The 25,580-nt window shown below is 69.0% G+C and carries 26 protein-coding genes; 17 read left to right on the top strand and 9 right to left on the bottom strand.

What is annotated here, in order from left to right; all coding sequences use genetic code 11:
* The first annotated feature begins 233 nt into the window (after positions 1–233).
* On the top strand, positions 234–2,510 hold the full coding sequence (locus tag OG883_RS36375) for a cation-translocating P-type ATPase (RefSeq protein WP_266550827.1): 2,277 nt from the start codon (positions 234–236) through the stop codon (positions 2,508–2,510).
* Between the two features lie 216 nt (positions 2,511–2,726).
* Here OG883_RS36375 and OG883_RS36380 read toward each other — a convergent pair whose 3' ends face one another.
* Positions 2,727–3,950 carry a PP2C family protein-serine/threonine phosphatase gene (locus tag OG883_RS36380; RefSeq protein WP_266550829.1) on the bottom strand — a complete coding sequence of 408 codons (1,224 nt, stop codon included), beginning with the start codon at positions 3,948–3,950 and terminating at the stop codon, positions 2,727–2,729.
* Between the two features lie 487 nt (positions 3,951–4,437).
* Between OG883_RS36380 and OG883_RS36385 the strand changes: the two genes are divergently transcribed.
* Entirely contained in the window at positions 4,438–5,208 is a 771-nt protein-coding gene (locus tag OG883_RS36385) for a hypothetical protein (protein WP_266550831.1), read from the top strand.
* A gap of 156 nt (positions 5,209–5,364) precedes the next feature.
* Here OG883_RS36385 and OG883_RS36390 read toward each other — a convergent pair whose 3' ends face one another.
* Both OG883_RS36390 and OG883_RS36395 read right to left on the bottom strand, forming a co-directional pair.
* Positions 5,365–6,012 (bottom strand): MEDS domain-containing protein, encoded by a 648-nt coding sequence (locus OG883_RS36390; protein ID WP_266550833.1) that lies wholly within the window; start codon positions 6,010–6,012, stop codon positions 5,365–5,367.
* Between the two features lie 99 nt (positions 6,013–6,111).
* Complete coding sequence (locus OG883_RS36395) at positions 6,112–7,752, bottom strand: CdaR family transcriptional regulator (RefSeq protein ID WP_266550835.1); 1,641 nt, start codon at positions 7,750–7,752, stop codon at positions 6,112–6,114.
* A gap of 294 nt (positions 7,753–8,046) precedes the next feature.
* Between OG883_RS36395 and OG883_RS36400 the strand changes: the two genes are divergently transcribed.
* The 5 genes from OG883_RS36400 to OG883_RS36420 all read left to right on the top strand — a co-directional run bounded on the left by OG883_RS36400 (position 8,047) and on the right by OG883_RS36420 (position 12,836).
* A complete protein-coding gene (locus OG883_RS36400) occupies positions 8,047–8,535 on the top strand; it encodes a general stress protein (RefSeq protein ID WP_266550837.1) in 489 nt (162 codons plus the stop codon).
* A 74-nt stretch (positions 8,536–8,609) separates the two neighbouring features.
* Positions 8,610–8,867 (top strand): UBP-type zinc finger domain-containing protein, encoded by a 258-nt coding sequence (locus OG883_RS36405; protein WP_266550839.1) that lies wholly within the window; start codon positions 8,610–8,612, stop codon positions 8,865–8,867.
* A 404-nt stretch (positions 8,868–9,271) separates the two neighbouring features.
* Positions 9,272–11,464: an FUSC family protein gene (locus OG883_RS36410; RefSeq protein ID WP_266550841.1), complete on the top strand. Its 2,193-nt coding sequence runs from the start codon at positions 9,272–9,274 to the stop codon at positions 11,462–11,464.
* A gap of 142 nt (positions 11,465–11,606) precedes the next feature.
* A complete protein-coding gene (locus OG883_RS36415; RefSeq protein WP_266550843.1) occupies positions 11,607–12,167 on the top strand; it encodes an HAD domain-containing protein in 561 nt (186 codons plus the stop codon).
* Positions 12,168–12,398: 231 nt separating this feature from the next.
* Complete coding sequence (locus OG883_RS36420) at positions 12,399–12,836, top strand: hypothetical protein (protein ID WP_266550844.1); 438 nt, start codon at positions 12,399–12,401, stop codon at positions 12,834–12,836.
* 84 nt (positions 12,837–12,920) lie between these two features.
* Here OG883_RS36420 and OG883_RS36425 read toward each other — a convergent pair whose 3' ends face one another.
* The 4 genes from OG883_RS36425 to OG883_RS36440 form a co-directional block, all read right to left on the bottom strand.
* Positions 12,921–13,304 (bottom strand): hypothetical protein, encoded by a 384-nt coding sequence (locus OG883_RS36425; RefSeq protein WP_266550846.1) that lies wholly within the window; start codon positions 13,302–13,304, stop codon positions 12,921–12,923.
* A 179-nt stretch (positions 13,305–13,483) separates the two neighbouring features.
* Positions 13,484–14,035: a hypothetical protein gene (locus tag OG883_RS36430; protein ID WP_266550848.1), complete on the bottom strand. Its 552-nt coding sequence runs from the start codon at positions 14,033–14,035 to the stop codon at positions 13,484–13,486.
* Between the two features lie 104 nt (positions 14,036–14,139).
* A complete protein-coding gene (locus tag OG883_RS36435; protein ID WP_266550850.1) occupies positions 14,140–14,295 on the bottom strand; it encodes a DUF6131 family protein in 156 nt (51 codons plus the stop codon).
* 145 nt (positions 14,296–14,440) lie between these two features.
* A complete protein-coding gene (locus OG883_RS36440; protein WP_266550852.1) occupies positions 14,441–14,809 on the bottom strand; it encodes a low affinity iron permease family protein in 369 nt (122 codons plus the stop codon).
* Positions 14,810–15,038: 229 nt separating this feature from the next.
* Between OG883_RS36440 and OG883_RS36445 the strand changes: the two genes are divergently transcribed.
* Entirely contained in the window at positions 15,039–15,173 is a 135-nt protein-coding gene (locus OG883_RS36445; RefSeq protein ID WP_266550854.1) for a hypothetical protein, read from the top strand.
* Here OG883_RS36445 and OG883_RS36450 read toward each other — a convergent pair.
* Positions 15,167–16,090: a glutamate ABC transporter substrate-binding protein gene (locus OG883_RS36450; RefSeq protein ID WP_266550855.1), complete on the bottom strand. Its 924-nt coding sequence runs from the start codon at positions 16,088–16,090 to the stop codon at positions 15,167–15,169. The two genes, OG883_RS36445 and OG883_RS36450, sit on opposite strands and share 7 nt — an antisense overlap.
* A gap of 493 nt (positions 16,091–16,583) precedes the next feature.
* Entirely contained in the window at positions 16,584–17,876 is a 1,293-nt protein-coding gene (locus OG883_RS36455; protein WP_266550857.1) for a cytochrome P450, read from the bottom strand.
* A gap of 364 nt (positions 17,877–18,240) precedes the next feature.
* On the opposite strand from OG883_RS36455, the gene OG883_RS36460 reads away from it, so the two are divergent.
* From OG883_RS36460 to OG883_RS36500, 9 genes are all read left to right on the top strand, one after another.
* Positions 18,241–18,939: a hypothetical protein gene (locus OG883_RS36460; protein ID WP_266550859.1), complete on the top strand. Its 699-nt coding sequence runs from the start codon at positions 18,241–18,243 to the stop codon at positions 18,937–18,939.
* Positions 18,940–19,183: 244 nt separating this feature from the next.
* The gene (locus tag OG883_RS36465; RefSeq protein ID WP_266550861.1) at positions 19,184–19,537 is read left to right on the top strand and encodes a cupin domain-containing protein; all 354 of its coding nucleotides are present in this window, start codon (positions 19,184–19,186) and stop codon (positions 19,535–19,537) included.
* A 166-nt stretch (positions 19,538–19,703) separates the two neighbouring features.
* Complete coding sequence (locus OG883_RS36470; protein WP_266550863.1) at positions 19,704–20,174, top strand: hypothetical protein; 471 nt, start codon at positions 19,704–19,706, stop codon at positions 20,172–20,174.
* Between the two features lie 48 nt (positions 20,175–20,222).
* Entirely contained in the window at positions 20,223–20,816 is a 594-nt protein-coding gene (locus OG883_RS36475; RefSeq protein WP_266550865.1) for a TetR/AcrR family transcriptional regulator C-terminal ligand-binding domain-containing protein, read from the top strand.
* 142 nt (positions 20,817–20,958) lie between these two features.
* Complete coding sequence (locus OG883_RS36480) at positions 20,959–22,263, top strand: YhgE/Pip domain-containing protein (protein ID WP_266550867.1); 1,305 nt, start codon at positions 20,959–20,961, stop codon at positions 22,261–22,263.
* Between the two features lie 456 nt (positions 22,264–22,719).
* Positions 22,720–22,911 (top strand): putative ATP-grasp-modified RiPP, encoded by a 192-nt coding sequence (gene tgmA / locus OG883_RS36485; protein ID WP_266550869.1) that lies wholly within the window; start codon positions 22,720–22,722, stop codon positions 22,909–22,911.
* 16 nt (positions 22,912–22,927) lie between these two features.
* Positions 22,928–23,857 carry an ATP-grasp ribosomal peptide maturase gene (tgmB, locus tag OG883_RS36490; protein ID WP_266550871.1) on the top strand — a complete coding sequence of 310 codons (930 nt, stop codon included), beginning with the start codon at positions 22,928–22,930 and terminating at the stop codon, positions 23,855–23,857.
* Between the two features lie 18 nt (positions 23,858–23,875).
* Entirely contained in the window at positions 23,876–24,319 is a 444-nt protein-coding gene (locus OG883_RS36495; RefSeq protein WP_266550873.1) for a hypothetical protein, read from the top strand.
* Between the two features lie 422 nt (positions 24,320–24,741).
* Complete coding sequence (locus OG883_RS36500) at positions 24,742–25,545, top strand: BTAD domain-containing putative transcriptional regulator (protein ID WP_266550875.1); 804 nt, start codon at positions 24,742–24,744, stop codon at positions 25,543–25,545.
* The last annotated feature ends 35 nt before the right edge of the window (positions 25,546–25,580 follow it).

A 25,580-nucleotide genomic window follows, 5' to 3' on the forward strand; every position in this document is an offset into this window, starting at 1 on the left:
AGGGCAGTTGCTCCACCAGCGCAGCCACGGCGCCCACCGCCGAGGGCCGGGCGCGCCGGCCAGGTCACCGTGACCACCTCCGGCGAGCCCGGCGGCGCGCTGGTTGCCAAGGTCGTCGATGACGCCGGATACGCACTCAACGGTCGGGCGGCCTGATGCCGGCCCCAACGCCCGCCGCCGGGCTCATCCGGACCCGGCGCGTCCCACCCTCTCCACCAGTTCGAGGAGCAGTGATGACTGCGACGGTCACCGATACCGCTGAGGTCGAGCTCGCCATCGGCGGCATGACCTGCGCTTCGTGCGCCGCCCGTATCGAGAAGAAGCTGAACCGCATGGACGGTGTCGAGGCCACCGTCAACTACGCCACTGAGAAGGCCAGGGTCAGCTATCGCGGCGAAGACGTCTCCGTGGCGGACCTGATCGCCACGGTGGAGGCAACCGGCTACACCGCGGCGCCTCCGGCTCCCGCTCCGGCTCGTACGAGCACGCCCGACGAATCCGCAACGAACACCCCCGACGACGAGGTGAACGCCCTGCGGCCGCTGCGGCAGCGGCTGATCACCGCGGTGGCGCTGGCCCTGCCTGTCATCGCGATGGCCATGGTGCCCGCGCTGCAGATCGAGTACTGGCAGTGGTTGTCGCTCACGCTGGCCGCGCCGGTCGTCACGTACGCCGCCTGGCCCTTCCACCGCGCCGCCTGGAACAACGCCCGGCACGGCGCGGCGACCATGGACACACTGATCTCGGTCGGTACGTCGGCGGCGTTCCTGTGGTCGCTGTGGGCGCTGTTCTTCGGTACGGCCGGTATGCCCGGCATGACGCACCCCTTCGAGTTCACGATCGCCCGCAGCGACGGCGCCGGCAACATCTACCTGGAAGCTGCCGCCGGTGTCACCGCCTTCATCCTGGCCGGGCGCTATTTCGAGGCCCGCTCCAAGCGCAAGGCCGGCGCCGCGCTCAAGGCGTTGCTCGAGCTGGGAGCGAGGGAGGTCACGGTCCTGCGCGACGGCCGCGAACAGCTGATCGCTGCGGCCGACCTTCAGGTCGGTGACCGTTTCCTGGTCCGCCCCGGCGAGAAGATCGCCACCGACGGCACTGTCGTCGAGGGCTCCTCCGCCGTCGACGCCTCCATGCTGACCGGCGAGTCCGTACCGGTAGAGGCAGGCGTCGGTGACAGCGTCACCGGTGCCACGCTCAACGTCGGCGGCCGGCTGGTCGTCGAGGCCACCCGCATCGGCGCCGACACCCAACTGGCCCGCATGGCGAAGCTGGTGGAGGAAGCGCAGAACGGCAAGGCCGCCGCCCAGCGCCTCGCCGACAAGATCTCCGCGGTCTTCGTGCCGCTCGTCATTGCCCTGGCCCTCGCCACGTTCGGCTTCTGGCTCGGCAGCGGCTCGGGTCTCACGGCCGCCTTCACCGCCGCCGTGGCCGTACTGATCATCGCCTGTCCCTGCGCGCTGGGCCTGGCCACCCCGACGGCCCTCATGGTCGGCACCGGCCGCGGCGCCCAGCTCGGCATCCTCATCAAGGGCCCGGAAGTTCTGGAGACCACCCGCAAGGTCGACACGATCGTCCTGGACAAGACCGGCACCGTCACCACCGGCCGGATGACCCTCCTCAAGGTGCACACCGCCGAAACAACCGACGAGGCCGAAGTCCTCTGTCTGGCAGGAGCGTTGGAGCACTCCTCCGAGCACCCCATCGCGCAGGCGGTGGCCACGGGGGCGGCCGAGCGCGTCGGTACTCTCCCCACCCCCGAGGACTTCGCGAACATTCCCGGTCTCGGTGTGCAGGGCATCGTCGACGGGCACGCGGTCCTGGTGGGCCGGGAGAAGCTGCTCGCCGAATGGGCCATGGCACTGCCCGTGGAGCTGGAGCGTGCCAAGGCGGAGGCGGAGGCGGAGGCCGCGGGCCGTACCGTCATCGCGGTCGCCTGGGACGGTGAGGCGCGCGCCGTCCTCGAAGTCGCCGACGCGGTCAAGGAGACCAGCCCGGAAGCCATCCGCCGGCTGCGTGCCCTGGGACTGACGCCGATCCTGCTCACCGGTGACAACAAGGCGGTCGCGGAGTCCGTCGCCGCCGAGGTCGGCATCGACGAAGTGATCGCCGAGGTCATGCCTCAGGACAAGGTCGACGTGGTCAAGAAGCTGCAGGCCGAGGGCCGCAGTGTGGCGATGGTCGGCGACGGCGTCAACGATGCGGCCGCCCTCGCCCAGGCCGACCTCGGCCTGGCGATGGGCACCGGCACGGACGCCGCCATCGAGGCGGGCGACCTGACCCTGGTCCGCGGCGATCTGCGGGCCGCCGCCGACGCCATCAGGCTCTCCCGCAAGACGCTGGGCACGATCCGCTCGAACCTCTTCTGGGCCTTCTCCTACAACGTGGCCGCCCTGCCGCTCGCCGCGGCCGGTCTGCTCAACCCGATGATCGCGGGCGCGGCGATGGCGTTCTCCTCGGTCTTCGTGGTCGGCAACAGTCTGCGACTGCGCAGCTTCCGTGCCGTCGGCTGAGCATCTGAGGTGCGGGAGCCCACCGGCCTGCGCGAGCCGAAGACCCACGTGGACTCCGCCCTCGTCCCGGTCTGGCCTTGTCCCGGTCTGGCCTCATCCGGGGCAGGCGCCTCATCCGGGGCAGGCGCCTCATCCGGGGCAGGCCTCATGGGCTGGTGAACACCCGCTCCCACGTGTTTCACGTCTGCTGCCGACGGGGCGTCCGACCGGTGTCGGTCACAGGCGGACGATGACGAGGGCGATGTCGTCGCGGGATCCGCCGCTGACGCCGAGCTGCGCCAGCACGGCGTCCGCGAGACGTTCCGCTCCGAGAACGCGGTACCGGGTCAGGGTGTCGGTGAGGTGGGTGATGCCGGTATCGATGTCCTCGTCCCGGCGTTCGATGAGGCCATCGGTGTAGAGAACGAGGGTGGCATTGCGGGTGTAGGAGCGGCTGGTCTCAGGGCGGGGAACGTGTTCCGGGCGGGCGCCCAGCGGCGGATCGGTGGCCTGATCGAGGAGATGGCAGGTCCCGTCGGCGGACAGCAGGACAGGCGGGGGGTGCCCGGCGCTGCTGTAGGTGATCAGTCGGCGGCTGGTATCGATCACTACCTGGGCTGCGGTGGCGGCCAGCGCCCCCTCGACGGAGCGTGCGTACAGGCCCAGCACCTCCAGTGCCTTCGCGGGGCCCTCCGCGGTCCGCACCGCGGCGCTGAGGGCACTGCGGAGCATTCCCATGACAGCGGCAGCTTCCAGCCCGTGGCCCACGACATCGCCGACCGCTACGGCGAAGCGGCCATCGGGAAGGTCGACGATGTCGTACCAGTCACCGCACACGTTCAGTGACCCGACGGCGGGCAGGTAGCGGACCGCGATGTCCTGGTGCTTGATCAGGTCCGGGGCGTGGAGCATGGCCTCTTGCAGGGTGAGTGCCACCTGGCGTTCACGGCTGTGCGCCTGGCGTAGTTCTTCGTTGAGTCGTTGCAGCTCGCGGGCTCGCGCGTACAGTTCGGCCTCCATCCCCACGTCCCGCTCGCTCAGCGTTCCACCCACATGGCGGATCTCCACGAATGCGGTCACGTCCTCGACCCGGTGAATGATCCAGGCCACTGCTCCCTGCGGCGTGAGAACCGGAGCATTGATCGTTGACCACCAGCGCTTCTCGAACTCTCCGGGTCGGCCCACGAGGGGGATGTCGTATCGCTGCAGCGCCAGGGAGTCCGGCTTGCCGGAGGCCAGGACCCGGTGCAGGGAGATCGCGAGATTCGACACCCCGTCGGCGTCGGGATCAGCGGGATTGTCGGGGAAGGCATCGAAAACGTAGCGCCCGACCAGATCCTCTCGCGTGCGCAGTGTCGCCTGAAGATAGGCGTGGTTGACATCGCGGATGACGAAGTGCCTGTCCAGCACCAGATAGGGACTGGGCGTGGCGGCGAACAGCGCTGCGTAATCGAGAGTCATGCCGTCACGCGCCTGCCCGTTCCTGTCGCCCGTCCCACTGATCAATCTACGAGGCTCCCCCCACTCACGCGAGGCACCGGCGGTCCTCTCTCGCCCGTCCGGGGCGCCGACAGGGCTCGACGGGCCCGGACGGGGTTGCACCGGCTCAGCGCAAGCGGTGTGCGGCAGCCGGGTGCATCAGTGGCGACCGCGACAGCGATGTCCGCCCCAGTGGTGGCCGCGGCCGGCAGCACTCGGTGTCCCACTGCGAGGCAGGGCTGCACAGCGGAACTCCCCGAGCCGAGGACGGCGGCATCCTGAAGGTGTCACTGGAGCGGCGGGGGTGACAACCTCCCGGACTACGCGGCCCAGTTGGGCTGGAACGCCGCACTGGTGTGTGCGGCCGCAGTCGCGTGCTGCTGTTGCGGCGCACAGGAGGGCTCGACCCGGCCCGCTGGTCCCGCACCGCCGAGGTCATCGCCAACTCCTGCTGTTCGCGCTGGTCCTGTTGGCCGGTGGGTTCGCGCTGATGCTCGGTGTCGCCGTCATCGGGCTGTTCTTCCGACCCCGTGTGCTCCAGCGCCACATCGGCACGATCGTCCGGGGCGCCTGTGTCGTTGCGGCGTTCACCCTGGGCCTGCTGCTGGTGAATGGCATCGACCTGCTGCACGGTGTGGTGTTGGGGGCCGCCGCGTACGGCGCCCAGATGGTGGTGGGCTCGGTACTCACCCGGAAACTCGACCGGACCGACCGGATCCCGCTGGCTCTCAGTCAGCAGAACGGCGTGACGGCGATCGTTCTGGCCCTGTCGCTGGAGCCGATGTTTCCGCAGGCGGTGGCGATCGTGGCGCCGGCGATCCTGACGGTCAACTGCCTGCACTTCGTGGCCAATTCCGTGTGGAACCGCCGACAGCCGACCCTTCCAGACCCGCTCCCTGTCGCTCCGCCGCTGGAGATGCCCGCCCACGTCTCCGTCCCACCGTGGAAGGACCGGGGCGACGGTGGTACCCCGCGCTGGAAGGAGACGGACGCCTTGGCCCCCGGGTGTTGCCCTGGCGCGGTTGATTCTGCTCCGCAGCAACATCTGTTCGGCGTCGACAGCCTTCGGTTCGGTCCGGGCTGTGCGGCGCGGGCCGTGCGGGTCGCCGCTGCCACGCACCCAGCCGTGCGGGCAGCCGACGGCGGGGTGCGGGAGAGCGCCACGGGAGTCGGTACGGAAGCAGCCGGGCTCGACGATGGTGACCTTGACGTCCCGCGGGGGCTTGGCGGAGGCCAGTGAGCCGTTGAGACGCTCCGGCCCCGCCGGTTGCGGGACCCGGCGACGCTGCGGGTCTCGTCGGCCCCCGAGGGCGCAGAGCCGGCCCGCCGGCTGCCACCCGAGTCCGTCCAGAGGCTGCGCGCCGCGGAGACGTCACGACCGGAGGAGCAGGCGGCGTCAGCTCTCGCCGACCGCCGTGGGGCGGGATTCGGCATGGGGACCCAGGCAGTACGGATTTTCCACGACCATGCCGCTGAGCCATACCTTCGGGTGAGCCTTGACCAGCGGGATGATCAGGTCGCCGCTGAACAGCTCCAGGTCGTACATGCAGACTCCCACCTGGGGACGGGACCTCAGCCAGCGCGTCGCCTTCACTTCGTACTGGACCAGGTCGTGGATGAAGGCGGGCTGCACCAGGGGCTGGGCCCAGCTCATGTCGGCGGCCACGCGGGCGAAGTTGCCGTCTCCGTTGCGGAACATGTCGGCGGACCAGGCATACAGCAGACCCAGCATGCGATCGCCGTCGAAGGACCCGTTGTGCAGATAGGAGCCCTGCGGACCCCTGATCTGGAGATGGTCGGACTCCCGCTCTGCCGAGGGGGCCGTCGCGGCCAGAACGTCGCAGAACGTCCTGCCCTCGTCCTGTGCGGCCATGAGGAGGCAGATGTGTCCGTCACGGAGGCCGTCCGCGAAGAACGGTGTGATGAGCTGGTTCCGCTCGGCGCGCCCCCGGTACAGCGCGCACACGTGGTCACCCGGGGCCAGAGGCACACCGCCCACCGAGGCGACGGTTGCCGAGGAGACTTCCGCTCGGTGCTGAACCATCCGTCTCTCCGATCAGCATTGAGGGGGTGTCATTTGGATCCTGCCGGGCTCGCGTGCCCCGGCACGGTCCTCGCGCCCGGCCTGATCCCCAAGACGCCCCTAGCCGCCCAGGACCTTCCACACCCGGGTGGCGACGTGCAGATTCAGCCGGCTGTCGACGTCCGCGAGGTCGCTTCCACTGACGTCGCGGATGCGCTGGAGCCGATAGCGCAACGTGCTGCGGTGGATGCCCAGAGCGGCGGCTGTCCCGTCGTAGTTGCCGCCGCACTCGAAGTACTGGGAGAGGGTCTGGGCCAGGTCCGAGTGGTGTGCGGCGTCGTAGTCGAGGAGAGGACCGAGCCATTCCCGGACGAACTGATTGACCTCCCGGTAATCGCCTCCCGGCCCGAGGATGCGGTAGAGGCCAAGTTCGTCGAAGGTCGTGGTGCCGTTGGGTGACTGGGAGCGCCGGCGGACCTCCAGTGCCCGCAGCGCTTGCTGGAACGAGCGCGGAATCTCGCCCGGGACGTCGCAGCGGCCGCCCACCCCGATCGAACCGGTGGACGAACCCAGTTCCCGGGCCATCGCCCGGTACAGCGCTTCTGCCCGCGGCCGCCCTTGGAAGACAAGGACGGCCATGCCCGGATGCCCGGCCGACAACGACCGCATCCGCAGACTTGCGGCCGCACGTCCGACCGCCTGCACGAACGCGTCGTCGGCTGCCCTGCCCACCCACTGCACAACGGCCAGATAGTGAGGGCCGTGCAGGTCATGGCCGACAGCCGCGGCCCGGGCGTAGGCACTCTCGTCATCGGTGCCGGTGATCAGGTCGTCCACCAGCTCACGGCGCAGCCGCAGTTCGACCTCGGCGAGGTTCCGCTGATGGGCCAGTTCCAGGGCAAGCGCCATGCACGCGTGGTCGAGGGTGAATTCCTCCTGCTCGCCGGTGGTCCCCGCCGCGTCGATCAGGGCCATGGCACCAAGGACGTCGCCACGATGCTGGGCCAGGGCGATGAGCCGTTCTCCTGCCCGCACCGGGCGCAGTCGGCGGGCTGCTTCCTGCAGAAGTTCTTCGTGCTGTGCCGCGTCGGGTTTGGGGTACGGGTCGGGGCGGCCCGGGCCTGCCCAGGCCGCCAGATTGCCGAAGCGGTCCTCGATGGCGACGGGGTAGCCGGTGAGCCGGTGTACGGCCGTGGCGATGCTTGCCACACCGCCGCCGTTCGCCGTCGCCCTGCTGAGTACCTCGTGGACGGAGCGCTGGTGCTCCAGCTCGGAGACGGATGCGGCCAGCCGCACGTTCACGGCCGCTCGGTCCTCGTTGAGCTGCCGCAGCTCCTGCGCATGGTCGCGTTCCCTCCGCCGGGCCGTTGCGTTCGCCAGGGCGGCCGCGGTCTGCTGGGCGAGAACGTGGATCAAGAAGAAATCGTCGTCGGTGGGCCGCGACGGCGCGCTGACCACCAGATAGCCGTTGCTGCCGCCCCTGGTGTGCAGCGCGAAGGCCCAGCCCCACTGCCGGCCCGGCACCGGGACAGGCCCTTCCTGGCCGCGCAGGTGCTGGAACTGGTCATCGAGGGTGAAGGTGGCATGCGGCCATTCGGCGGGCGTGCGGACCAGCAGGTCGCCGACGGTGAGGAAGCCCGCCTCCGACCGGCAAGGACCGAGTGCGGTCACGGAGGTGAGCGCCAGCCGCAGGATGTCGGTCTCGTCCCGGCCGTCGTTCATGATCATGGAGAGCACGAACAGGCTGTAGAGATTGGCCATGTGTTCTCGGCCCCAGGTCTTCTGGTGAGACCGGTCAGCCCTGTGCAAGGTCGCGGTCATGGTGAAGATCCGGGCCCCTTCCTGGAGAACCGCCCTTCAATGCCCCCTCATCCAGATTACTGATCTGTGTGGAGTCTGCCCTGATTTGTTTCATTCGGATGGGCCTGTGCTGACAGGGCGAGAGTCTGTGCAGATTTCGGCTCCGCAGGCGCAGGCTGCGGAACGTCTCCGGCCGCGACGCTGGAGCAGTCCTCGTGAATCAGTGGCGCTTGGCGCCGTCCGGAGAAGACGGACATGGACGAGCGGAATCGTCGGACCATCGCTTCGTACGCCACGTACGCGGAGGCGGAGCGCGCGGTCGACTACCTCTCCGACCAGGGTTTTCCCGTCGAACGGGTCACCATCATCGGTCACGATCTACGCATCGTCGAACGAGTGGTCGGCCGCCTCAACTATGGCAAGGCGGCGCTGAGCGGCGCTGCATCCGGCGCGCTCCCAGGTGTCCTCATCGGCTGGCTCTTCGGACTCTTCAACTGGCTCGACCCGGTGGTTTCGGCCCTGCTCCTGGCCCTCTACGGGCTCATCTTCGGTGCCGTGGTCGGCGCGCTGCTCGGGCTGCTGATGTACGCCATGCAGCGTGGCCGTCGGGATTTCGCTTCTGTCAGTGCGATGCAGCCCGGCCGCTACGAGGTCGTGACGGACACCGAGGTGGCAGACCGAGCCGTCGGACTGCTCGATCAGCTCGGGATCCCGGAAACGGGTAAAGCCGCTGCCGAAGGCTGAGAACCCCCTCGATATGTGGCACGCGAGCGTGTTCGCGTCCGTCGGCTTCGATGAATGGAAGGAGGCCCGCCACGATGACAACCGACCCGCATCTCGAGTTCGTGCGCCCAGTGACGCCGCGCACTCCCCAGGGCTGCGAGGAGTGCCTGCGCCTCGGCTCCCCATGGCTGCACCTCAGACTGTGCCTGACCTGTGGGCACGTCGGATGCTGCGACTCCTCGCCGCTCAAGCACGCCCGCCAGCACGCCGGCACCGTCGATCACCCCATCGTGCAGTCCTTCGAGCCGGGCGAGGACTGGCGCTGGTGCTTCGTCCATGAGGCCTTGGTCTGATGAACGCGGCAAGGCCGACCTCGGGGGACGCCCCCCGAGACTCCTGACCAGCACGGCGCCTGTCCCCGGCTGACGCCGGAACAGATCGATATGCCGGCCCGCTCCGGCGAGCACCTGCCCACCAGGAAGGGGGAGGTGCGGGGGGACAGGACGGGCCATCCCTCCCGGTCCGGTCGGCACAGACGGTGGCACGCCCTCCGGCGGAGGTACTGGTCCATGAGTTCAGTTCCGCCAAGCGCCGGCCGCACCGCACGGTGGACGACAAGTGGCGGCGCGCCGGCTCCGTCCCGGCAGACGCCGCGCCGCCAGTCACCCACCGGGTCGCGGGTCGCGCCGCCTGTCACCGACCGGGCCGCAGTGCCGCTGATGAGAACGGCCGCTGCATCCCGCCTAGGCTCGGTTCCGTGACGTGGTTGCGGGCGCTGAGGGAGATTGTGCGTTCCGGGCTGACGATCGAGCGGACGCGGCTCGAGCCCCTGGTCGCACTGCGCGCGGCGGCCGGAGTGGCGATCGTGATCGGACTCGCGCTGTGGCTCGTCTCACCCGCGTACGCCGCGTCCTCCGCGCTCGGTGCGTTCTCGGCCGGTGCTGCCACGTTCCAGCGGAGCTGGCGTCCGCGCAAGGTGATCGCGCTGGCCGCAGGTGCTGGTCTCGCTCTCAGCACGTTCCTGGGCTACCTCGCGGCGGGGCACCTTGTGACGTTCCTCCTGCTGCTCGCCACATGGTCCTTTGTCGCCGGGATGGCCTGGGCCGTCGGACCGACCGCCGGGATCGTCTCGGCCGCAACGGTCGCCGGCATGCTGGTGATCATCACCCTGCCCACCAGCGTCGGGCAGGCCCTGGAACACGCCGCTGTCATCGCGCTCGGCGGAGTGGTGCAGGCGACACTGATCCTGCTGTTCCCGATCCGCAGATGGGGAGCGCACCGAGACGCGCTCGCCGACGCCTTGGCCGCCGTGGCGGACTACGCCAGACGGCTGAGTCATGACCCGACGGCCCCCTTCGACGCGAAACCGATGATGACGGCCCGAAGCGCTGCCGCCGTCACGCCGTCACAAGCGCGCCGTCGGCCTGCCGCCCTGCACGGCCCACGCGGCCTGGCCGAACGCATCCGCCCCGCCGTCGCCGCTCTCGCCGACCCCCGGGTCGGCGCTCCGGCGGAAGGGCCGGGACGAGACCGGGCGCGGGAAGTGCTGGGCGCGGCCGCCGACGTCCTGGACGCCGCCGCCCGTTCGATCCGTCGTGGCACCCCGGCCCAGGTGCCCTCCGGGGCAATGGAGACCTTGCGGATCGACGAGGGGGACGAGGTGTTGGAAGGGCCTGCGCGGCAGGCCGCCGTCCGGCTGGCGAGTCTGCTCGGCGAGGTTCTGGAGACCGCCGACAGCTGCGACACACACGTGGTACCCGCGCCGGCCCGCGGTGCGGCGGATGCCCCGCCACTGCTCCGTCCGACGATGTTCCGGCTGGTGCCGGTCGTCCTGCGCGCGATGCGCCGCGAACTCCACCGTGACTCGCCCGTACTCCGGCACGCCGTACGTCTCGCCACGGTGGCCTGCCTCGGCTACGCGCTCGGTACGGCGCTCCCTCTGGGCCACGGCTACTGGGCGCCGATCGCCTCCGTGATGGTGATGCGGCCGGACTTCCACCAGACCTACGCGCGTGCCGTGGCCCGCTTCACCGGCACCCTGGTGGGCGTCGCACTGGCCACAGGAGTGGTGCAACTGGCCCACCCGGACGCATACCTGTCCGGCGGGCTGGCCGTGGTCTCGGCCGCGCTGTCGTACTTGCTGATGCGCACCGGCTACGTGGCCTCGCAGTCCTTCACGGCGGCGTACGTCGTCTTCCTGCTCGGAATGGGCGGCGAGGCCTGGGACCAGACAGTGCGGGACCGGGTGCTGCTCACCCTGGTCGGCGGCGCGCTCGCGGTAGTGGCGTACGTGGTTTTCCCGGCCTGGGAGACACCGCGGCTGCTGGATCGGCTCGCGGACTGGCTCGCCGCGAACGGGCGGTACGCGGCGGCGGTGGTCCGCGGCTACGGCGATCCCGCAGGGCAGCGCCGCGCGGACGTACGGCAGGCGCTGCTCGCCAGCCGTGACGCGAACGCCGCTTGGGGCGAGGCCTTCGGCCGGGCCAAGCAGGAGCCCGTACGTCATCGAGGGCTGACCCGCAGGGAGGCGGAGGACGCCCAGGAGGCGGTCCAGTCGCTGGGGCAGGCAGCGATGCTGCTGGAGACCCACCTGCCGGAACGCGGTGCGCGACCCGTTCCCGAAGCCGCACGGTTCGCCGAGGCCCTGGAGGCGGACACCGCGCAGGCAGCGCGAGAGGTGCGCGCACGGCGGAACCCCGACTGGGACCGGGTCGAAGAGGCGCTCGATGCCTGGGAAGGTGCCGACAGCGGTATGGATCCGGTGGTGCGGCGCGGGGCCGAACTCCAGCTGCAGGCCCTGGAGGAGCTCGCGACCGCCGTGGACAGGACGCCGCTGGAGCGGGATGTCGCGTCGTCTCGGCAGGAGCGCCATGCACGTGCGGAAGAGGAAGAGGAATCCCGACGCGAACGTGACACGGGCCCGGCCCCGCCGCCGAAGGAGGAAGGCTGAGCATGGCCGGGGCCGGCGCCGCACGGCGTCCGCGCGACCGGACCCTGGCCGTCCGGCAGTTGCCCGGCACGCGATTGCCCGATCGCTTCGCGAGGGGCCTTCCGGAAGCGGGCCTGCCAGGATGAGCCTCTATCGTGCAGACGTGACCGGTACCGCACAGCGTCCACTGCTCTTCCTCGATGTCGACGGACCACTCATTCCCTTCGGCGCGGCGCCGCAGCAGTATCCGGACGGCTATCCGACCTATCAAACGGGCCCGGAACCACGGGGGGCCGACTCGAATCCACTGCTGGCCAGGATCAATCCCGAGCTCGGGCCCCGGTTGGCGGCGCTGGCGTGCGATCTGGTCTGGGCCACCACATGGATGGGCGACGCGAACGAGTGCATCGCCCCGCGGATCGGCCTGCCGGAGTTGGCGGTGGCGATCTGGCCGGAGCCGTCCGACCGGGATGAGCAGGATGAGCGGGACGGGCTGCATTGGAAAACCCGAGCCCTCGTCGACCGGGCAGCCGGGCGCTCCTTCGTCTGGGTCGACGATGAGATCACTGACATTGACCGGGCCTGGGTCTGCGCACACCATCAAGGACAAGCCCTGCTCCATCGTGTCGACCCCCGCCAGGGCCTCACCGAAGCGGACTTCGTCGCTCTCCACGAGTGGTTGCGCAGGACTCACGTAACGCCCCCGCCCTGTGGCGCGGCGTAGGACTGCCCCGGAGTCAGGCTGTCCGCAGACAGAGGCGAATCATGCCGAGGGCGACGTTCACCTGGCAGGGAGACGTTCAACTGGCAGGGAGACTGGCGCGGCCACCGAGTGGAACCCGGCTGTGCCGCAGGCCCGCGACGGTAGTTACGGTGGGGTCGACCGGACCGCCTGCCATGTGATGCCACCGGCTGACACCGCGCAGGGCTGTCCCCGCACGAAGGGAAGGCTGCCATGAGTGACTCCGCGGAGCCGGCGCGGCGGGACGCGACACCGACGGTCGTCGAACCCGTCCCGGACCTTCAGCTCCAGCTTCTGATCAGGCTCCTCGGGCAAGACCCTCGGTCAAGTCTGCCGATCACGCTGAACATTCCCGGCGGCGTGCTGTACGGCGATCTGATCGCCCACGAGGCATGGAAGGCCGACTGGGCGCAGAGCCTGCGTCGGATGGAAGGACCGGGCGCGCACCTGCTCGCGAAGTTCCCCGAAACAGTGGACCAGATAATCGACGAACTGCACGGTGAGGACGGCAACGGTTCACAGGGGCTTCCGCGGTGGATCCACTTGCGGAGCGTCACCATCGTCACCGGCGCGAAGAAGCCGGTGACATCGCCGCTCTGGCGGGCGCGGCTCGCCGACATATCCGGCTGGTCTCTCGGCAAACCCGCGTAGCCGGCAGGCGGCGCAATTCGCCGTCACGATGGGAATGCCGAGTCGGCGGGCCAGTTCGCGCGCGGCATGAGGCCGGTCGAGGCGTCAGGTACTGAGCAGACGGACGAAGAATGACCGGTATTGCCTCAAGGCGAGGCGCAGGTCCTCGGTGGCGGCCTCCTCGCCGCGGTGCCATTGACTTTCGAGCCCCTGTTTGTGGTCGGTGAATGTGGCGGCGAGCAGCTGCATGACCTCGGCGACCAGCTCGTCTGCCGCGCGCACGGAGTCCTGCGGGTCGTCGACGAATCGCTGCTGGATCTCCTGCCACCGTGAACGGAGCTCTTCCGCCTCCTGCTGTCCCAGGAGCGGGTCGGTTCCGGGCTCCTGCTGCGACGCATCGCGTGGGCCGGAATCAAAGGCCGAGTCGTCTCGCGCCTCGTCCGCGATGCGGGTTCTCGGCGTCACTTCGCCCACTTCAGGGGCTGCCATCCGGTCATTCCCCTTCGCGGGCTGCTGCGGTGCCTCAGTTTCCGTCCGCGCGATGTCCTCGGTGGAAACTCGTTCTTCGGTGGGTGGGGATCCCTCGTCGCGCCTGAATATGTTTTCTCCCTGCACGTCTCTTCACCTCCACGGGGCGGTGGCGGTACCCGGTTCCGCCCGGTGGGCATTCATGGGCGCTCATCACCTGACGGGTGCGTGTCGTCTTTGAGTAGTTCCTCGAACAGTGCGCGGTAGTGGACCATCGCGCTCCGCAGTTCTTCTGTCGAAGTGTCCCTGCTGCCGACGCGGCCGTTGATCTCGTGGGCGATGCGGTAGTGCTCCAGCGTTCGGCCGTGCTCGACCGAGAGGTCTCGCTGCTGTTGTTCGTAGCCCTCGGTGGGGTAGCCGCGCTCGCTCATCAAGGTGATCACGAGCCGGTCTGCCTCGCCCACGGCCTGATCGGGGTTGTCGACGAAATGCTCCTGCACGCTGGTCCAGTCCCGTGCATACCGGTCCCGGACCGCTGAAGGGAGCGCCCTGATCTCGAGGTCCGCATGGCGCTGCTCTCTCGCAGTCAGGTCGCGCTCGGCTGCGCGACGACCATGTTCCGCCTCGACCGTGCGATCGTATTCCGGGCCGAAACGCTCCTGCAGATGCCGACGCCGGACCGTGGTCCGCACCGCCAGCGCGACCAGGATCAGGACAATCACGGCAGCCGCGATGATGATTCCTGTCCACATCGCGTCCTCCACTCACTCGACAGACGCGCGCGCCGCAGAGCAGACTCCGTTCCCGGACTGCCCTCGCTCAATGGGCTTCGCGAACGTCCCCGGATCGCGCCGCTCTACCAGTAGTGTCGCCGCCCGCCGACCGCATGCCCGACCGCCCCCAAGATCCACAGGATTGCCCCGATCACGATAAGAATGACCCCGATGGTCCACAGGATGCCGATACCGGCGACGAGACCGATGACGAGCAGAATGAGACCAAGAACAATCACGGTGTCCTCCGAACTCGCAGAAACATCCCAATATCACTCTGCGCCTCGGCTGTCCTGGCGGCAACCGCGGCAATGCGGAGCCCGCAACCGGAGATTCTGCTATGCCGTCGGCTTCGGTCTCAGCACCTCCGGAGTTCCGCGCACCTCAGGAGTCCTCCTCCATCCCAATGGCCTTTCTCAGCGATTCGAATGCCTCGCCGGTCGGGCTGTTCCGCTCTTCCAGAAGTGCACGTGCGATGGCGTCGAGCTTGAGCTGGATGGCGCGTTCGGCTCGGCGTTCGGCGTTCTTGAGAAGAGCCAGCAGTAGCAGGGTCACCGAAACCATGGTGTCCCCGACAAGAAGCTGCCAGCTCGCCGGCAGGCCCGCGGCGTGGACCCCGATGAACGCGCCGACGAGGAGAAGACAGAACGAGAAGAAGAGCGGGGAGCTGGTGAGGTTCGACGCTCGCTCCGCGAAGCGCTCGAACGGCCCTCGCCCCTCGCTGCCTCTTTCGGCCGGATGTTGAAGAGTCATGGATGCTGGGTACCCGGGGAGACCGCGACCGCACCTGCTTCTCCCCACGGATGCAAACGGCAGGTGCCCCGAAGGCCGAACGTTGTCCGCCTTTGCCGCCGGGGTCCTGTTCCGGGACCGGTGCCATCGTTGCCGGTGTCCTCCCGCGCCTTCACGGCCAGGAGGATGGCGTTCCCTCCCTCGGGACCGTCAGGCAACGGCGGGGAGATCGAATTTCACCGAGAGGGACATGGACGCGGTCCTGGACGACACCGGGCCGTCGCCCTTTTCGAGGAGCTCGCACACCCATGACGGGCCCGGCGGCCGGTTGGTCGACGCCGCGCCCGTCAAGGTGCCGATGGACACCGTCGGCTCGCGTCAGTAGCGCTGGACCATTGCCGCCCCGCCGTACTTGGAGCCGGACAGGCCGAGCGTCGCGTCGTACGCCTTCTTGTGGTCGCCGTTCTCGTCGTGTGCCTCGATGGCGTCCGAAACGGCGTCACGCAGCACCTTGTCGTCCTTGTTCATACCGATGCCGTAGGGCTCCTCGGTGAACGGGTTGCCGACGACCTTCAGCTTGTCCGGGCGCTGTGCGGCGTAGCCCATGAGGATGGCATCGTCCGTGGTGACGGCATCGACCTCCTGGGCGAGCAGTCGCCGAACACACTCGGAGTACTTGGGCGCCTCGACGGTCGTGGTGTTGTAGTCGGGTTTCTTGATCTCCCGGAGCGCGGTTGCGCCCTTGACCGAGCAGACCGTCTTGCCCTCCAGGGAGAACGGCCCGCCGATCGTCCCGTCGCTCTCACGGACCAGCAGGTCGGCACCCGCCTTGTAGTACGGGCCGGCGAATCCCACTTGCTTCTTGCGCTCGTCGTTGATCGTGTACGTGCCGACGTACAGGTCGATCTCGCCCTTGGAGATGGCGGCTTCGCGGTTGCTGGTGTCGACCGTCTTGAACTCGATCATGTCCGGCGAGAAGCCGAGGTCCGCAGCGATCATCTTGGCGATCTCGATGTCGAAGCCGGACCGCTTGCCGTTCGCTTCCTCGAAGCCGAGGAACGGCTGGTCGTTCTTGGCGCCGATGACGAGCTTGCCGGCCTCCTGGGCCTTCTCCAGGGTCGGGGAGTCGATGTTGACGTCCTGGGCGACCTGGTACGTGGGCAGCGAGGGCCGTTCCTGGTACCTGGAGCTACTGGTGGGCCCGTCACTCGCGTCGCCGGAGTCGCCACCACAAGCGGTTGCGGTGAGGGCGACCGCAAGGACAGCGATCGCCGAGGCTGCGGCGGACTTACAGGACTTCATGGTGGAACATCCTTCATTTCAGCAAGTTCGGGAGATTCGGCGGCCGGGGACACGAGCATCGCCGCAAGCCGTCGCGCCTCAGGGGTGCAGGATCTTGGCCGCTGACCACCTGAGAGCCGCACCGGGTACGTTCCGGCCTGTGCGTCGAAGCCCAACGCCCTCCGGGGCAGCGGCTTCCCGTCGATCGCCGCCCGGTCGCCCCGTACTGAGGACGGCGCCCCCGGGAACCGAATCGCCCGCCATCGGCTCTCTGCTCCGTCCCCCTCGATTGTGAGGACAGTAAGGACACGGCTATCTCACCGTCATTACATCTGAGCGGAACTTGAGCATCACGTTCCGGCTACGGCCGGACACTGCCCGCGTGGACCCGGGGTGGGTGCAGGCGTGCGTGGAGGAGCCTCCGCTCGGTCACGCCTCCGTGGGCGGCATGGTGACGCAGTCCTGCGCCTTCTCGGCCTGCACCCGGTGCACTCCGGAGTCGCCGGAGCGCCCCTCACGCCCGCGGCGCCCGCGAGGTGGTGGCCGCTGCCGATCGGGTCACCGGAACTCTCCGTGGCGCCCGGAACGACAGCAGCCCCAGCATGTCGGCCTCTCCGTCGTCGAGGAGCCGCACATCCGGAAGCAACCGGGCGGCCGTGTGCAGTGCCACCGCCGCCTCGGTGCGCGCCAGGAGGGCTCCCGGGCAGCGGTGCCGACCGGCACCGAAGGACAGATGGCGGCGGGTGTTCTCCCGGTACGGGCAGAGCCGCTCCGGCTCCTCGAAGACGGACGGGTCGGACCCCGTACCCATCAGCATCAACAGCAGCTCCGCCCCTGCCGGCACCCGGACCCCGGACAGTTCCGTCTCCCGCGCCGCCACTCTGCGCCACGTGGTGACCGGTGGTTCGCGGCGCAGCACCTCCTCCACCCAGGCCCGCGCGAAGTCCTCGTCCGCGGCGGCCTTCGACCACGCCGACGGGTCGGCGCAGGTGGTGCGCACCACCGTGGAGATCAGCTGTCCGGTCGTGGACTGGCCGGCGATGAGTACGAAGAAGCACACCGCAACCGCGGTCGGCACATCCAGTGCAGTACCGTCCGGCAGCCGGTGACCGCGCAGGGCACCGATCAGTCCCTCCGCGGACTGCCCGTCGGTGACCTGTTCGGTCAGCCACTGGTGGAACTCCCCGACCAGCCCTGCCAGCGCGATCTGGCGGTCGGGAGCCGGTCTGCCGTAGAACAGCTCCAGAGCCGCGTCGCTCCATTCCACAAGTGTCTCGGCCGGTACCCCTCGTACGCCGAGCATCCGCATCATCACCCGGCAGGGCAGCAGACTCGCGAAGCGACCCGAGAGGTCGTACGTGCTTGTCGCGGCCAGGTCGCCCTGGGCCGGGGCCAGCAACTCCCGGGCCGTCTCCTCGATCACGGGAACCGCGGCGCTGACGCGGGAGGCATCGAAGAACCGGGTGACCAGCCGGCGCAGTCCCGTATGGCTGGGGCCACCGTTGTTGGCGAGGGCGGGCGGCAGGGTGAAACCCGCCCGGGCGAGGATCCGCAGGACCGGGACAGGCAGCCGGGTGACGGCGTGCTGGGCGTTGTCCGGCAGGAAACCGGCCGGGTCGAGGAGTATCCGTTCCACGTCGGCGTACCGGCTGACCAGCCACAGACCGGTACCGGGGTCGTGGTGAACCGGTGAGGAGCGCCGGAGCGCGGCGAGTGCCGGGTAGGGGTCGGCGACGAACGGGTCGCCGAAGAGGTCCAGAACGCCGAGGGCGTCCTCACCGACGACCGGAGTCGTACCGCCTGTCATGCTTTCCTTCCCGCGGGACGCGCGCACGCATCGGTGGCGCCCTTCGCGCGTGGCTCCGTCGGCCGGACCCTCGCGGCGTTCCCGCACGACCTCCCTGTCGCAGCCACTATGCATGTCCGACTGCGGTGCCCGGCGATCGGGTCCGGACGGACACCGCCGCCCCCGCCCTTCGGCAGAACACCGCACGGCCGACGGCCGGGGCGTACGCGACCCGAACCGCCGCGGCCCGTGCCTCGCGCCTGCCTGCTCCTTGGGGAGGGCTGCTCCGGTCACGCTGCCGTCACGTTCCTGTCACGCCCCGAAAGGCAGACTCATTCTGGGTCCGTTGGGCTTTGCGCCCATTCCTCCCACGGAAGGAAAAAGGATGAACCGGCAGCGTCGTCTCGCACTTCTCGCGGCTCCACTGCTCGTCCCTTCAGTCGCGCTCGCTCCGGCCGCGGTGGCGCAGGGGATGGCTGAAGAGATGCCCCTATCCGTCTCTGCCGCCCCCGCCGCGCCAAAGTGTGCGCTGGTGCTGGGCGAACCCGGTGCAAATGGCCAGCCCACGTTCGATCTGAAGCTCACGGGATTCGCGGCGGAGAAGGACGTGACAGTCAGTTCCGTGAAGGGAGCCGTGGACGGTACTACGTCGGAGGACGGCGCCTTCTCGGAGGAGGACGTTCCTTACGCCACCTACAGCGCCAAGCAGGGCAACAAGAGGACGAACTGCAGCAAGGTGGCCAAGCCGCCCAAGGTTGATCCGGCAAAGACGCCGGCGGAGGTTACCGACCTCACCCTGGCAGTGCCCCCCAAGCCGAGCGGGAAATGCGACCCGCCGCCGAAAATCACCTTCAACGCCACGGTCGCGGTTGCAGGGCCTGGAGTGGTCAAACTCCAGTTCCGCTTCAGTGACAACACCGTGTCGCCTGTCAAGACCGTCAAGTTCGACAAGGCGGGAGAGCAGGTTGTAGGCGCCAACTGGCCAGGAGACACTAATCCCCCGACCTTCACCGGAAGCGCGCTGGTCAAGATCGTCGGTGACGAAGCCCAGGCCACCAAGGCTTTCACCTTCACCTGCACATAGCGGGTGCGGAAAGGCGGACCTGGCGTCGGCTCCTCGTAACACCGGACCCATGTGATGTGAGGTCCCGAGCAAAGGCCCCCGGCCTCGGACGGCCGGGGGCTGCCCGTTGGAGCCTCGGCAGCGCGCCGAGCATCGGCCGGCAGTGGTCTCCGTCGCGCCCGTAGTCACAGCGTCGTCCCGCCGGGCCCCGATGGCGGCACTGTGTCCCTGCACCGTGGCCCCATCACGGCCTACCGTTGCGTTCATGACCACGTTCACCAGCTTCGCCGTACACATCCCCGACGCCGACCTGGAGCCCGACCCCCTCGACCCGGGACAGATCGTGCAAGGCGCCCCCGAGGTGTCGGGCAAGGTGCTGTGGGAGTCGGAGGACGGCAGGCAGATCCGGGGAATCTGGCAGATCACCCCCGGGGTGGTGACCGACACCGAGGCGAACGAACTCTTCGTCGTCGTCAGCGGCCGGGCCACCATCGCCGTCGAGGACGGCCCCACCTTCGATGTGGGTCCGGGCGACGCGTGCGTGCTGCGCGAAGGAGACCGGACCACCTGGACCGTTCATGAGACGTTGCGCAAGGCGTACCACATCACCATGCCTTAGCAGCGGCAACCACACGCGTCTGCCCGGCCGCCCGGCAGGTGGTTCCCGGAGCTGGAAAGCCCGTTGCTATGGTGGCGTGTGCTCGTCAATTGAGGCTGATTGGCGAGATTCCGTCTGTACAACGGGGGTTTGTGTGTAACGCCGACACATACGTGTGATCGCCGCAGTGGCAGTCGTTTTCGTCGCTCTGACTGGTGCCAGGAGGTCGGGCGGGGGCAGCTGCGACAACGACAGCGGCAGTTCGGGCTCCTCCACCTCCGGTGGCAGCTCCGGCCACTCCACCTCTGGTGGCAGCAGCAGCGGCGGTCTGTCGTCGGCCTCCCCGTCGCCCACGGATCAGGACGCGATCGGCGACATCAAGGGCAGCAGGTGCACCTACGACGAGGTGGCCGAGGAGCTCAACTACGACATCACCATCACCAACTCCTCTGCACAGGCCTATGAGTACACGTTCTTCGTCGAGTGGCAGGACGTGGCGGACAACGGCCTCATCGGGATCGACGAGCACAGCGAGCCGGTCACCGTCGCGCCCGGAACGAGCGAGACGATCAAGGCGGCCGACACCTACCACTTCACCCGCGACAACGTCAGCTACCGCTGCAACGTCGACTGGGCGATGAAGTCGCCCGCGCGCTGAACGGCAGTTGAAGCTTCAGCGCAAGTCGGCTTGCGATAAAATCGGGTCATGGCGAACGAGAGGGAAGCGTCACAGCCGCTCAGGCGTCGCGGCGAGCGGATGCGGGAGGCGGTCCTCGCCGCCACGCTCGGCCTGCTGGCGTCCGAGGGGCTGGAGGGCACCACCGTGAACGCGGTCGCGCGCGCCGCGGGTGTCCATGAGACATCCCTCTACCGTCGATGGAAGACGCGCGAGAATCTCATCTTCGACGCGCTCACCGTTCACGCCGACGAGACGTTGCCGGACACCGGCGACGTCCGCCAGGATCTGGCGCTGCTCTTCGGGGCGTTGTCCCGGTTCCTTGCCACACCGCAGGGGGCCGCGCTGCTGCGGCTCGGTGCTGCGCACGAGGGTGATCTCGTGGAGCAGGGCTTGCGTCCCTACTGGAACTCGCGCCTGGAGCGCGGCGAGTCCACGGTCCGGCGCGGCATCGGGCGCGGGGAGCTGGCCGCCGAGACCGATCCGCGCCTGCTGGTGGAGGCCATCGCCTCGCTCTTCTTCGCGCGTGTCCTGCTCACGGGGGAGCCGCTGGGGGAGGACCTCGCGGGACGCATGGTCGACCTGGTGCTCGACGGGGCGCGCCCTCGCTCCTATCGCAAGTGAACTTGCTTTACAAGATCCTTGGGCGTACTTTTCAAAGCCAGACGGCTTGCGATGTCGTCGGGGCCGTCACCGACGACGCCCAGGCCGTTCATCTGCCCCGCCCGGTGAGCGGCGACCCCGTCCACCAGGAAGAGAACTCGTCATGCTCCGCGCCTCCACCGTGCTGAAGAAACCCAGAACGTGGATAGCCGCCCTCGGCCTGGGCATCCTGGCCGTCGCGTTCACCGCGTCGTACCTGGGAGGGTTTCTGAACCCCGCCGGCAACATGAAGGATGTGCCGGTCGTCGTCGTGAACAGCGACGCCGGAAAGCTCGGTGGCCAGGTCACCCAGGGCATCACCCGGTCCGAAAACGGCGGGAAGATCGCCTGGCGGCAGGTGGATTCACCCCGGGACGCCGAACGGCTCCTCAAGAACGGCACGGCGTACGCCGCCATTGAGGTCCCCGAGAACTTCAGCGCCACCGTCGGCGCGCTGAGCAAGGCCGCCGCGGACCCGACCGCGGACGTCGCCGCGACGAGGCCCGAGATCGGGGTGATCAGCCAGCCCGCCATCGGCGCCATGGGCTCGGGCGCCGCGCAGTCGGCGGCGGTCTCGGCCGTCCAGGCGGCCTCCCGGCAGCTCGGCACCTCGCTGACAGGCGCGAAGAGCACCCCGGTTCAGCAGCTCCTGCTCGCCGACCCCGTGCACATCGCCACGCAGGAGGTCCAAGCGCTGCCGGGCAAGTCGGCCAAGGGCATGGCCGCGTTCTACGTACCGCTGATGCTGATGCTGGCCGCCTTCATCGGCGCCAACCTCATTCACATGCTCGTGGACAGTCATCTCGGCTACGCGCCCAAGGAGATCGGCGCGCGGCGCACCCTCAAGCCGCTCGCCCCGATCTCCCGCCGTCACACCCTTCTGGTCAAGGGTGTGTTGATGCTCGGCGGCGGAGTTCTCATCGGTGCGGGCACGCTCTTCACGTCCATCACCCTGCTCGGCATGCCGGCGCCGCACTTCTGGCAGCTGGCACTGCTGTCGGTCGCCGTGCCGACCGTCGTCGGCTGGGTGACCCTCGGTCTGCTGGCCGTGCTCGGCGCGCCGGGTCTGCTGGTCGGCATGTTCGGCTTCATCGTCCTCGGCATTCCGACCTCCGGCGGCCCGTACCCGCTGGAGATGGTCCCGGACTTCTTCCGCACCCTCGCCCACGGGCTCCCACTGAACCACTGGGTCAGCGGGGTCCGTTCGCTGCTCTACCTCGACGCGAACGCCGAGAACGGGATGCGCGGTGCCTGGATCGCGGTCCTGGTCTGCGCGGGCCTCGCGGCCCTGCTCGCGCTGGCTGTCTCGCTGTACGACCGGCGCGGCGTGGTCCGTGCCGCCGATCTCGAGACCGAGTACGTCGCGTACGCAGAGACGACACGCAAGGAGACCGACGTCCCCGTCCTGGCCGGCCCGTCAGCCACCTGACCGGCCCGCGAAACCACAACGGGAACCTTGTCCCGCCGCCCTGTACGGGTGGCGGGACACGTCGTTTTCCGTACGCGCACTCCGTCCCGAAGGTGACGCCGTCACAGACCGCGCCTGCTGCGTCGGGGAAGACCTGCGGGCTCGGCAGTCGCCGCGTTCCCCCCATGTGTCATCCATGTGTCATTCATGCGACATCGCTGTACGGAATGCGCTCTCCGGCCCGGTGATGACATCAGAGTCGTGATTCCCCCCGCGCTCGGGCGGAACCCGGCGTCGCGCCCGGGCCTCTAATACCTCGAACGACCCTGCGTGGAGTCACTGACGAGGCGAGGCGGGCGGTGTGACGCTCTTCACCTCATTACGGACGTATTGTGACGGAACGTAGTGAGACCCCTACAACATCTGCACGTATTCATACGTGTGGCACAGCCATCACATGGGAAAAAGAGGAGACTCATGCGACCGTTCGTGTTGAACTACGCACTTCCGGCCGAGAATTCAGCGGTCACCATTCCGTACACATACGATTCCGCACTGCAGTTGAACGTCCTGTCCGATGGACGCCCGGCCATCACCGACCGGGATGTGCTCCTGGCAACCGGTACGACGACGTCCACGGCCGGTTCCCAGACACACTTCGACGACTGACCGGCCCGGCGCATCAATGACTGTGCTGATCCTGACCTGTCATCAGGATGTAACGACGGACATGGTGGTGGCGAAACTGCACGAACGGGGCGTCCCGTTGGTGCGTTTCGACCCCGCGGATCTCCCCGGTGAGGCCGCCATGTCGGCCGAGTACGTCAGTGGCGACTTTCACGGCTATCTGTCGTCGGAAGGGCGCCTGCTCAGCATGAGCAGCCTGCGCTCCATTTGGGTGCGCAGGCCGGGCGAACCCGCGGCAGATGCCCCCGAGCCGTCGGAGTGGCTCACCGCCGAGTCGGGGCAGGCGCTGTACGGGATGCTGTACTCCACCACGGCACGCTGGATGAACCATCCCTGCGTGTCCGCGCAAGCCCGCTGCAAGCCGTGGCAGTTGCGCATCGCCCACCGCAGCGGTTTCGCCGTGCCCCCCACGCTCATCACCACCTTCCCGCGTGTGGCACGCCAGTTCGCGGAGCAGTACCGGGACATCGTGGTGAAGTCCGCCTCCGGGCCGCCGTCCAGTGATCCCCCGGTGACGGTGCCCACCACTCGCATCGGGCCGGACACGGACTTCACGGACGTGGCGGCGGCCCCCACCCTGCTTCAGCAGTACATCGCCAAGCGGGCCGACATCAGGCTCACGAGTGTCGGCGGGCGGCTGTTCGCCGCCCGCAAGGAATCCGAGTCCGGCGAGGTGGACGGGCGTTACGCCGCCACCGGTCATGCCTGGGAGCCCGTCGAGGTGCCCGACCGCATAGCCAAAGCCGTCCATGACTACACAGGCCTCGCCGGTCTCGCCTACGGCGCCTTCGACTTCGCCGAGGACGCCGAGGGAGTCTGGTGGTTCCTGGAGTGCAACCAGGGCGGCCAGTTCGGCTTTGTCGAACTGGAGACCGGTCAGCCCATCGCGGAGGCAGTTGCGTCCTGGCTGGCCGCCACGGCACCGTAGGGCGCGGGGCGGCGCAGTGTGGCGGGGCTTCACCTGGCCCCGGGAATCCCGCGCCGTGACCGCCGAATTCCGGGTGCCGTCCAACTGGCCGTCAACTACCGCCGCAGCCCCGCCACGGCCGACGACCCGCATGCTCCCCAGCGCGGGCCGCGGGCAGGTGACCGACTCCCCGACACTTCGGGCGACCTGCACGCGCTGACTGCCGCACCCGGATTCCACCTGCTCCTGTGCGGTCCGCGCGACAGCTGGGACACCAGTGTGATCGCGGCTGCCACCAGAGGTCACGAACGCCTGATCCACGTCCACACCCCCGGCACGAGCGCGTTCTGGCGCGGTGTCGCGCAGGGCCTGGTCCGCCCTGACGGCCGTATCGGATACCGCGCCGGAGGGACGGACCTGACCGGCCTGTTCGGATACCTTGACCGGTGGCTGCCGCTTTCCGAACCCGGGAAGCCCCGGTGACGGTGTCTCCCGGGCCGGCGGGACAGCTGGTCGACTCCGCCCGGGAGGAGCGACGGCCGCGCCCCGGCGTCCATGGCCGTGACGGGCAACGACCGGCCATCAGACCGGGTACGAGGGGTTCGCTCCGTTGGCGCGCCACGCGCCGACGACCAGGAGTCGACGGCGGCTGCCACGCGGCAGACCGGCCGGCAGACGGGTCACCGGCCTGCCCATGGCCCGGCCGCACATGCCCGGGCGGCCCACCGGAAACACCGGGTCGTCGACCCACTGACCTGGGCTTCTTGTAGTCCTTGCGTGCCTTTGCAGGCCCCGCAGGGGGAGCTCTCCCGGTCGACAGAACCGGGAGAGCGACGCAGCATGGCAATGGACGGCACTCTTGAACTCTCCTTGATCGTTCCGACTGGAAGAGATGGCGGAGGGCCATGGATCGCTCACAGGCTCGGGGGAACCGCGGCGCAGCCGACCGGCAGGCGAAGCAGAGCCCCCCGGACGACCAGCAGGCTCCGACCTCGAACGAAGGGCCGGAACACCGCGTACGCATCGCAGTCCTCGGTGGCTTCGATCTGTGGGTCGGCGACGAACCCGCGGAGATCCCGCTGAGCTCGGAGCGTGTGCTGGCATATGTCGCTCTGTGCAGTCGGGCGGCCGTTCCCCGGGCCTTGATCGCGGGGACTCTCTGGCCGGATGCACCCAACGGCTGCGCCCACGCGAATCTTCGATCGGCTCTGTCCCGCCTGCGCGACATCGGCAAGCAGGCACTCGACATCGGCGCGACCGAGGTGCGTCTGGCGCGTGATGCCGGCGTCGACCTCCAGCACGCTCGCTCGCTGGCCCAGGGCATCCTGGACCCCGAGCGGACCGAGGACCGCGGCCCCGCCATCGCCACGATCGAAGCCCTCGCCGCCGACCTGCTGCCCGGCTGGTACGACGACTGGGCTCAGCTGGAAGGCCAGCGCTGGCGGCAACTGCGGCTGCACGCCCTGGAGACGCTCGCGGAGAAGCTCACCGCGGCCGGGCGCTACGCCGAGGCCGTCGCAGCGGCCCGCACGGCCGTCCACGCCGATCCACTGCGTGAAAGCAGCTGGATCTGCCTGGTCCGGGCGCATCTTGCGGAAGGCAATCCTTCCGAGGCGCTGCACGACTTCCGTGACTATGCCCAGCGCCTCGTCGCCGAACTCGGCATCCACCCCACCAGACGTCTGTGCGCGCTGGTGGCGGACCTTTAGACGGGGCCCGGCGCCGCCGCGGGCGGACAGCAGAC

The sequence above is a fragment of the Streptomyces sp. NBC_01142 genome (assembly GCF_026341125.1).
GTDB lineage: Bacteria > Actinomycetota > Actinomycetes > Streptomycetales > Streptomycetaceae > Streptomyces.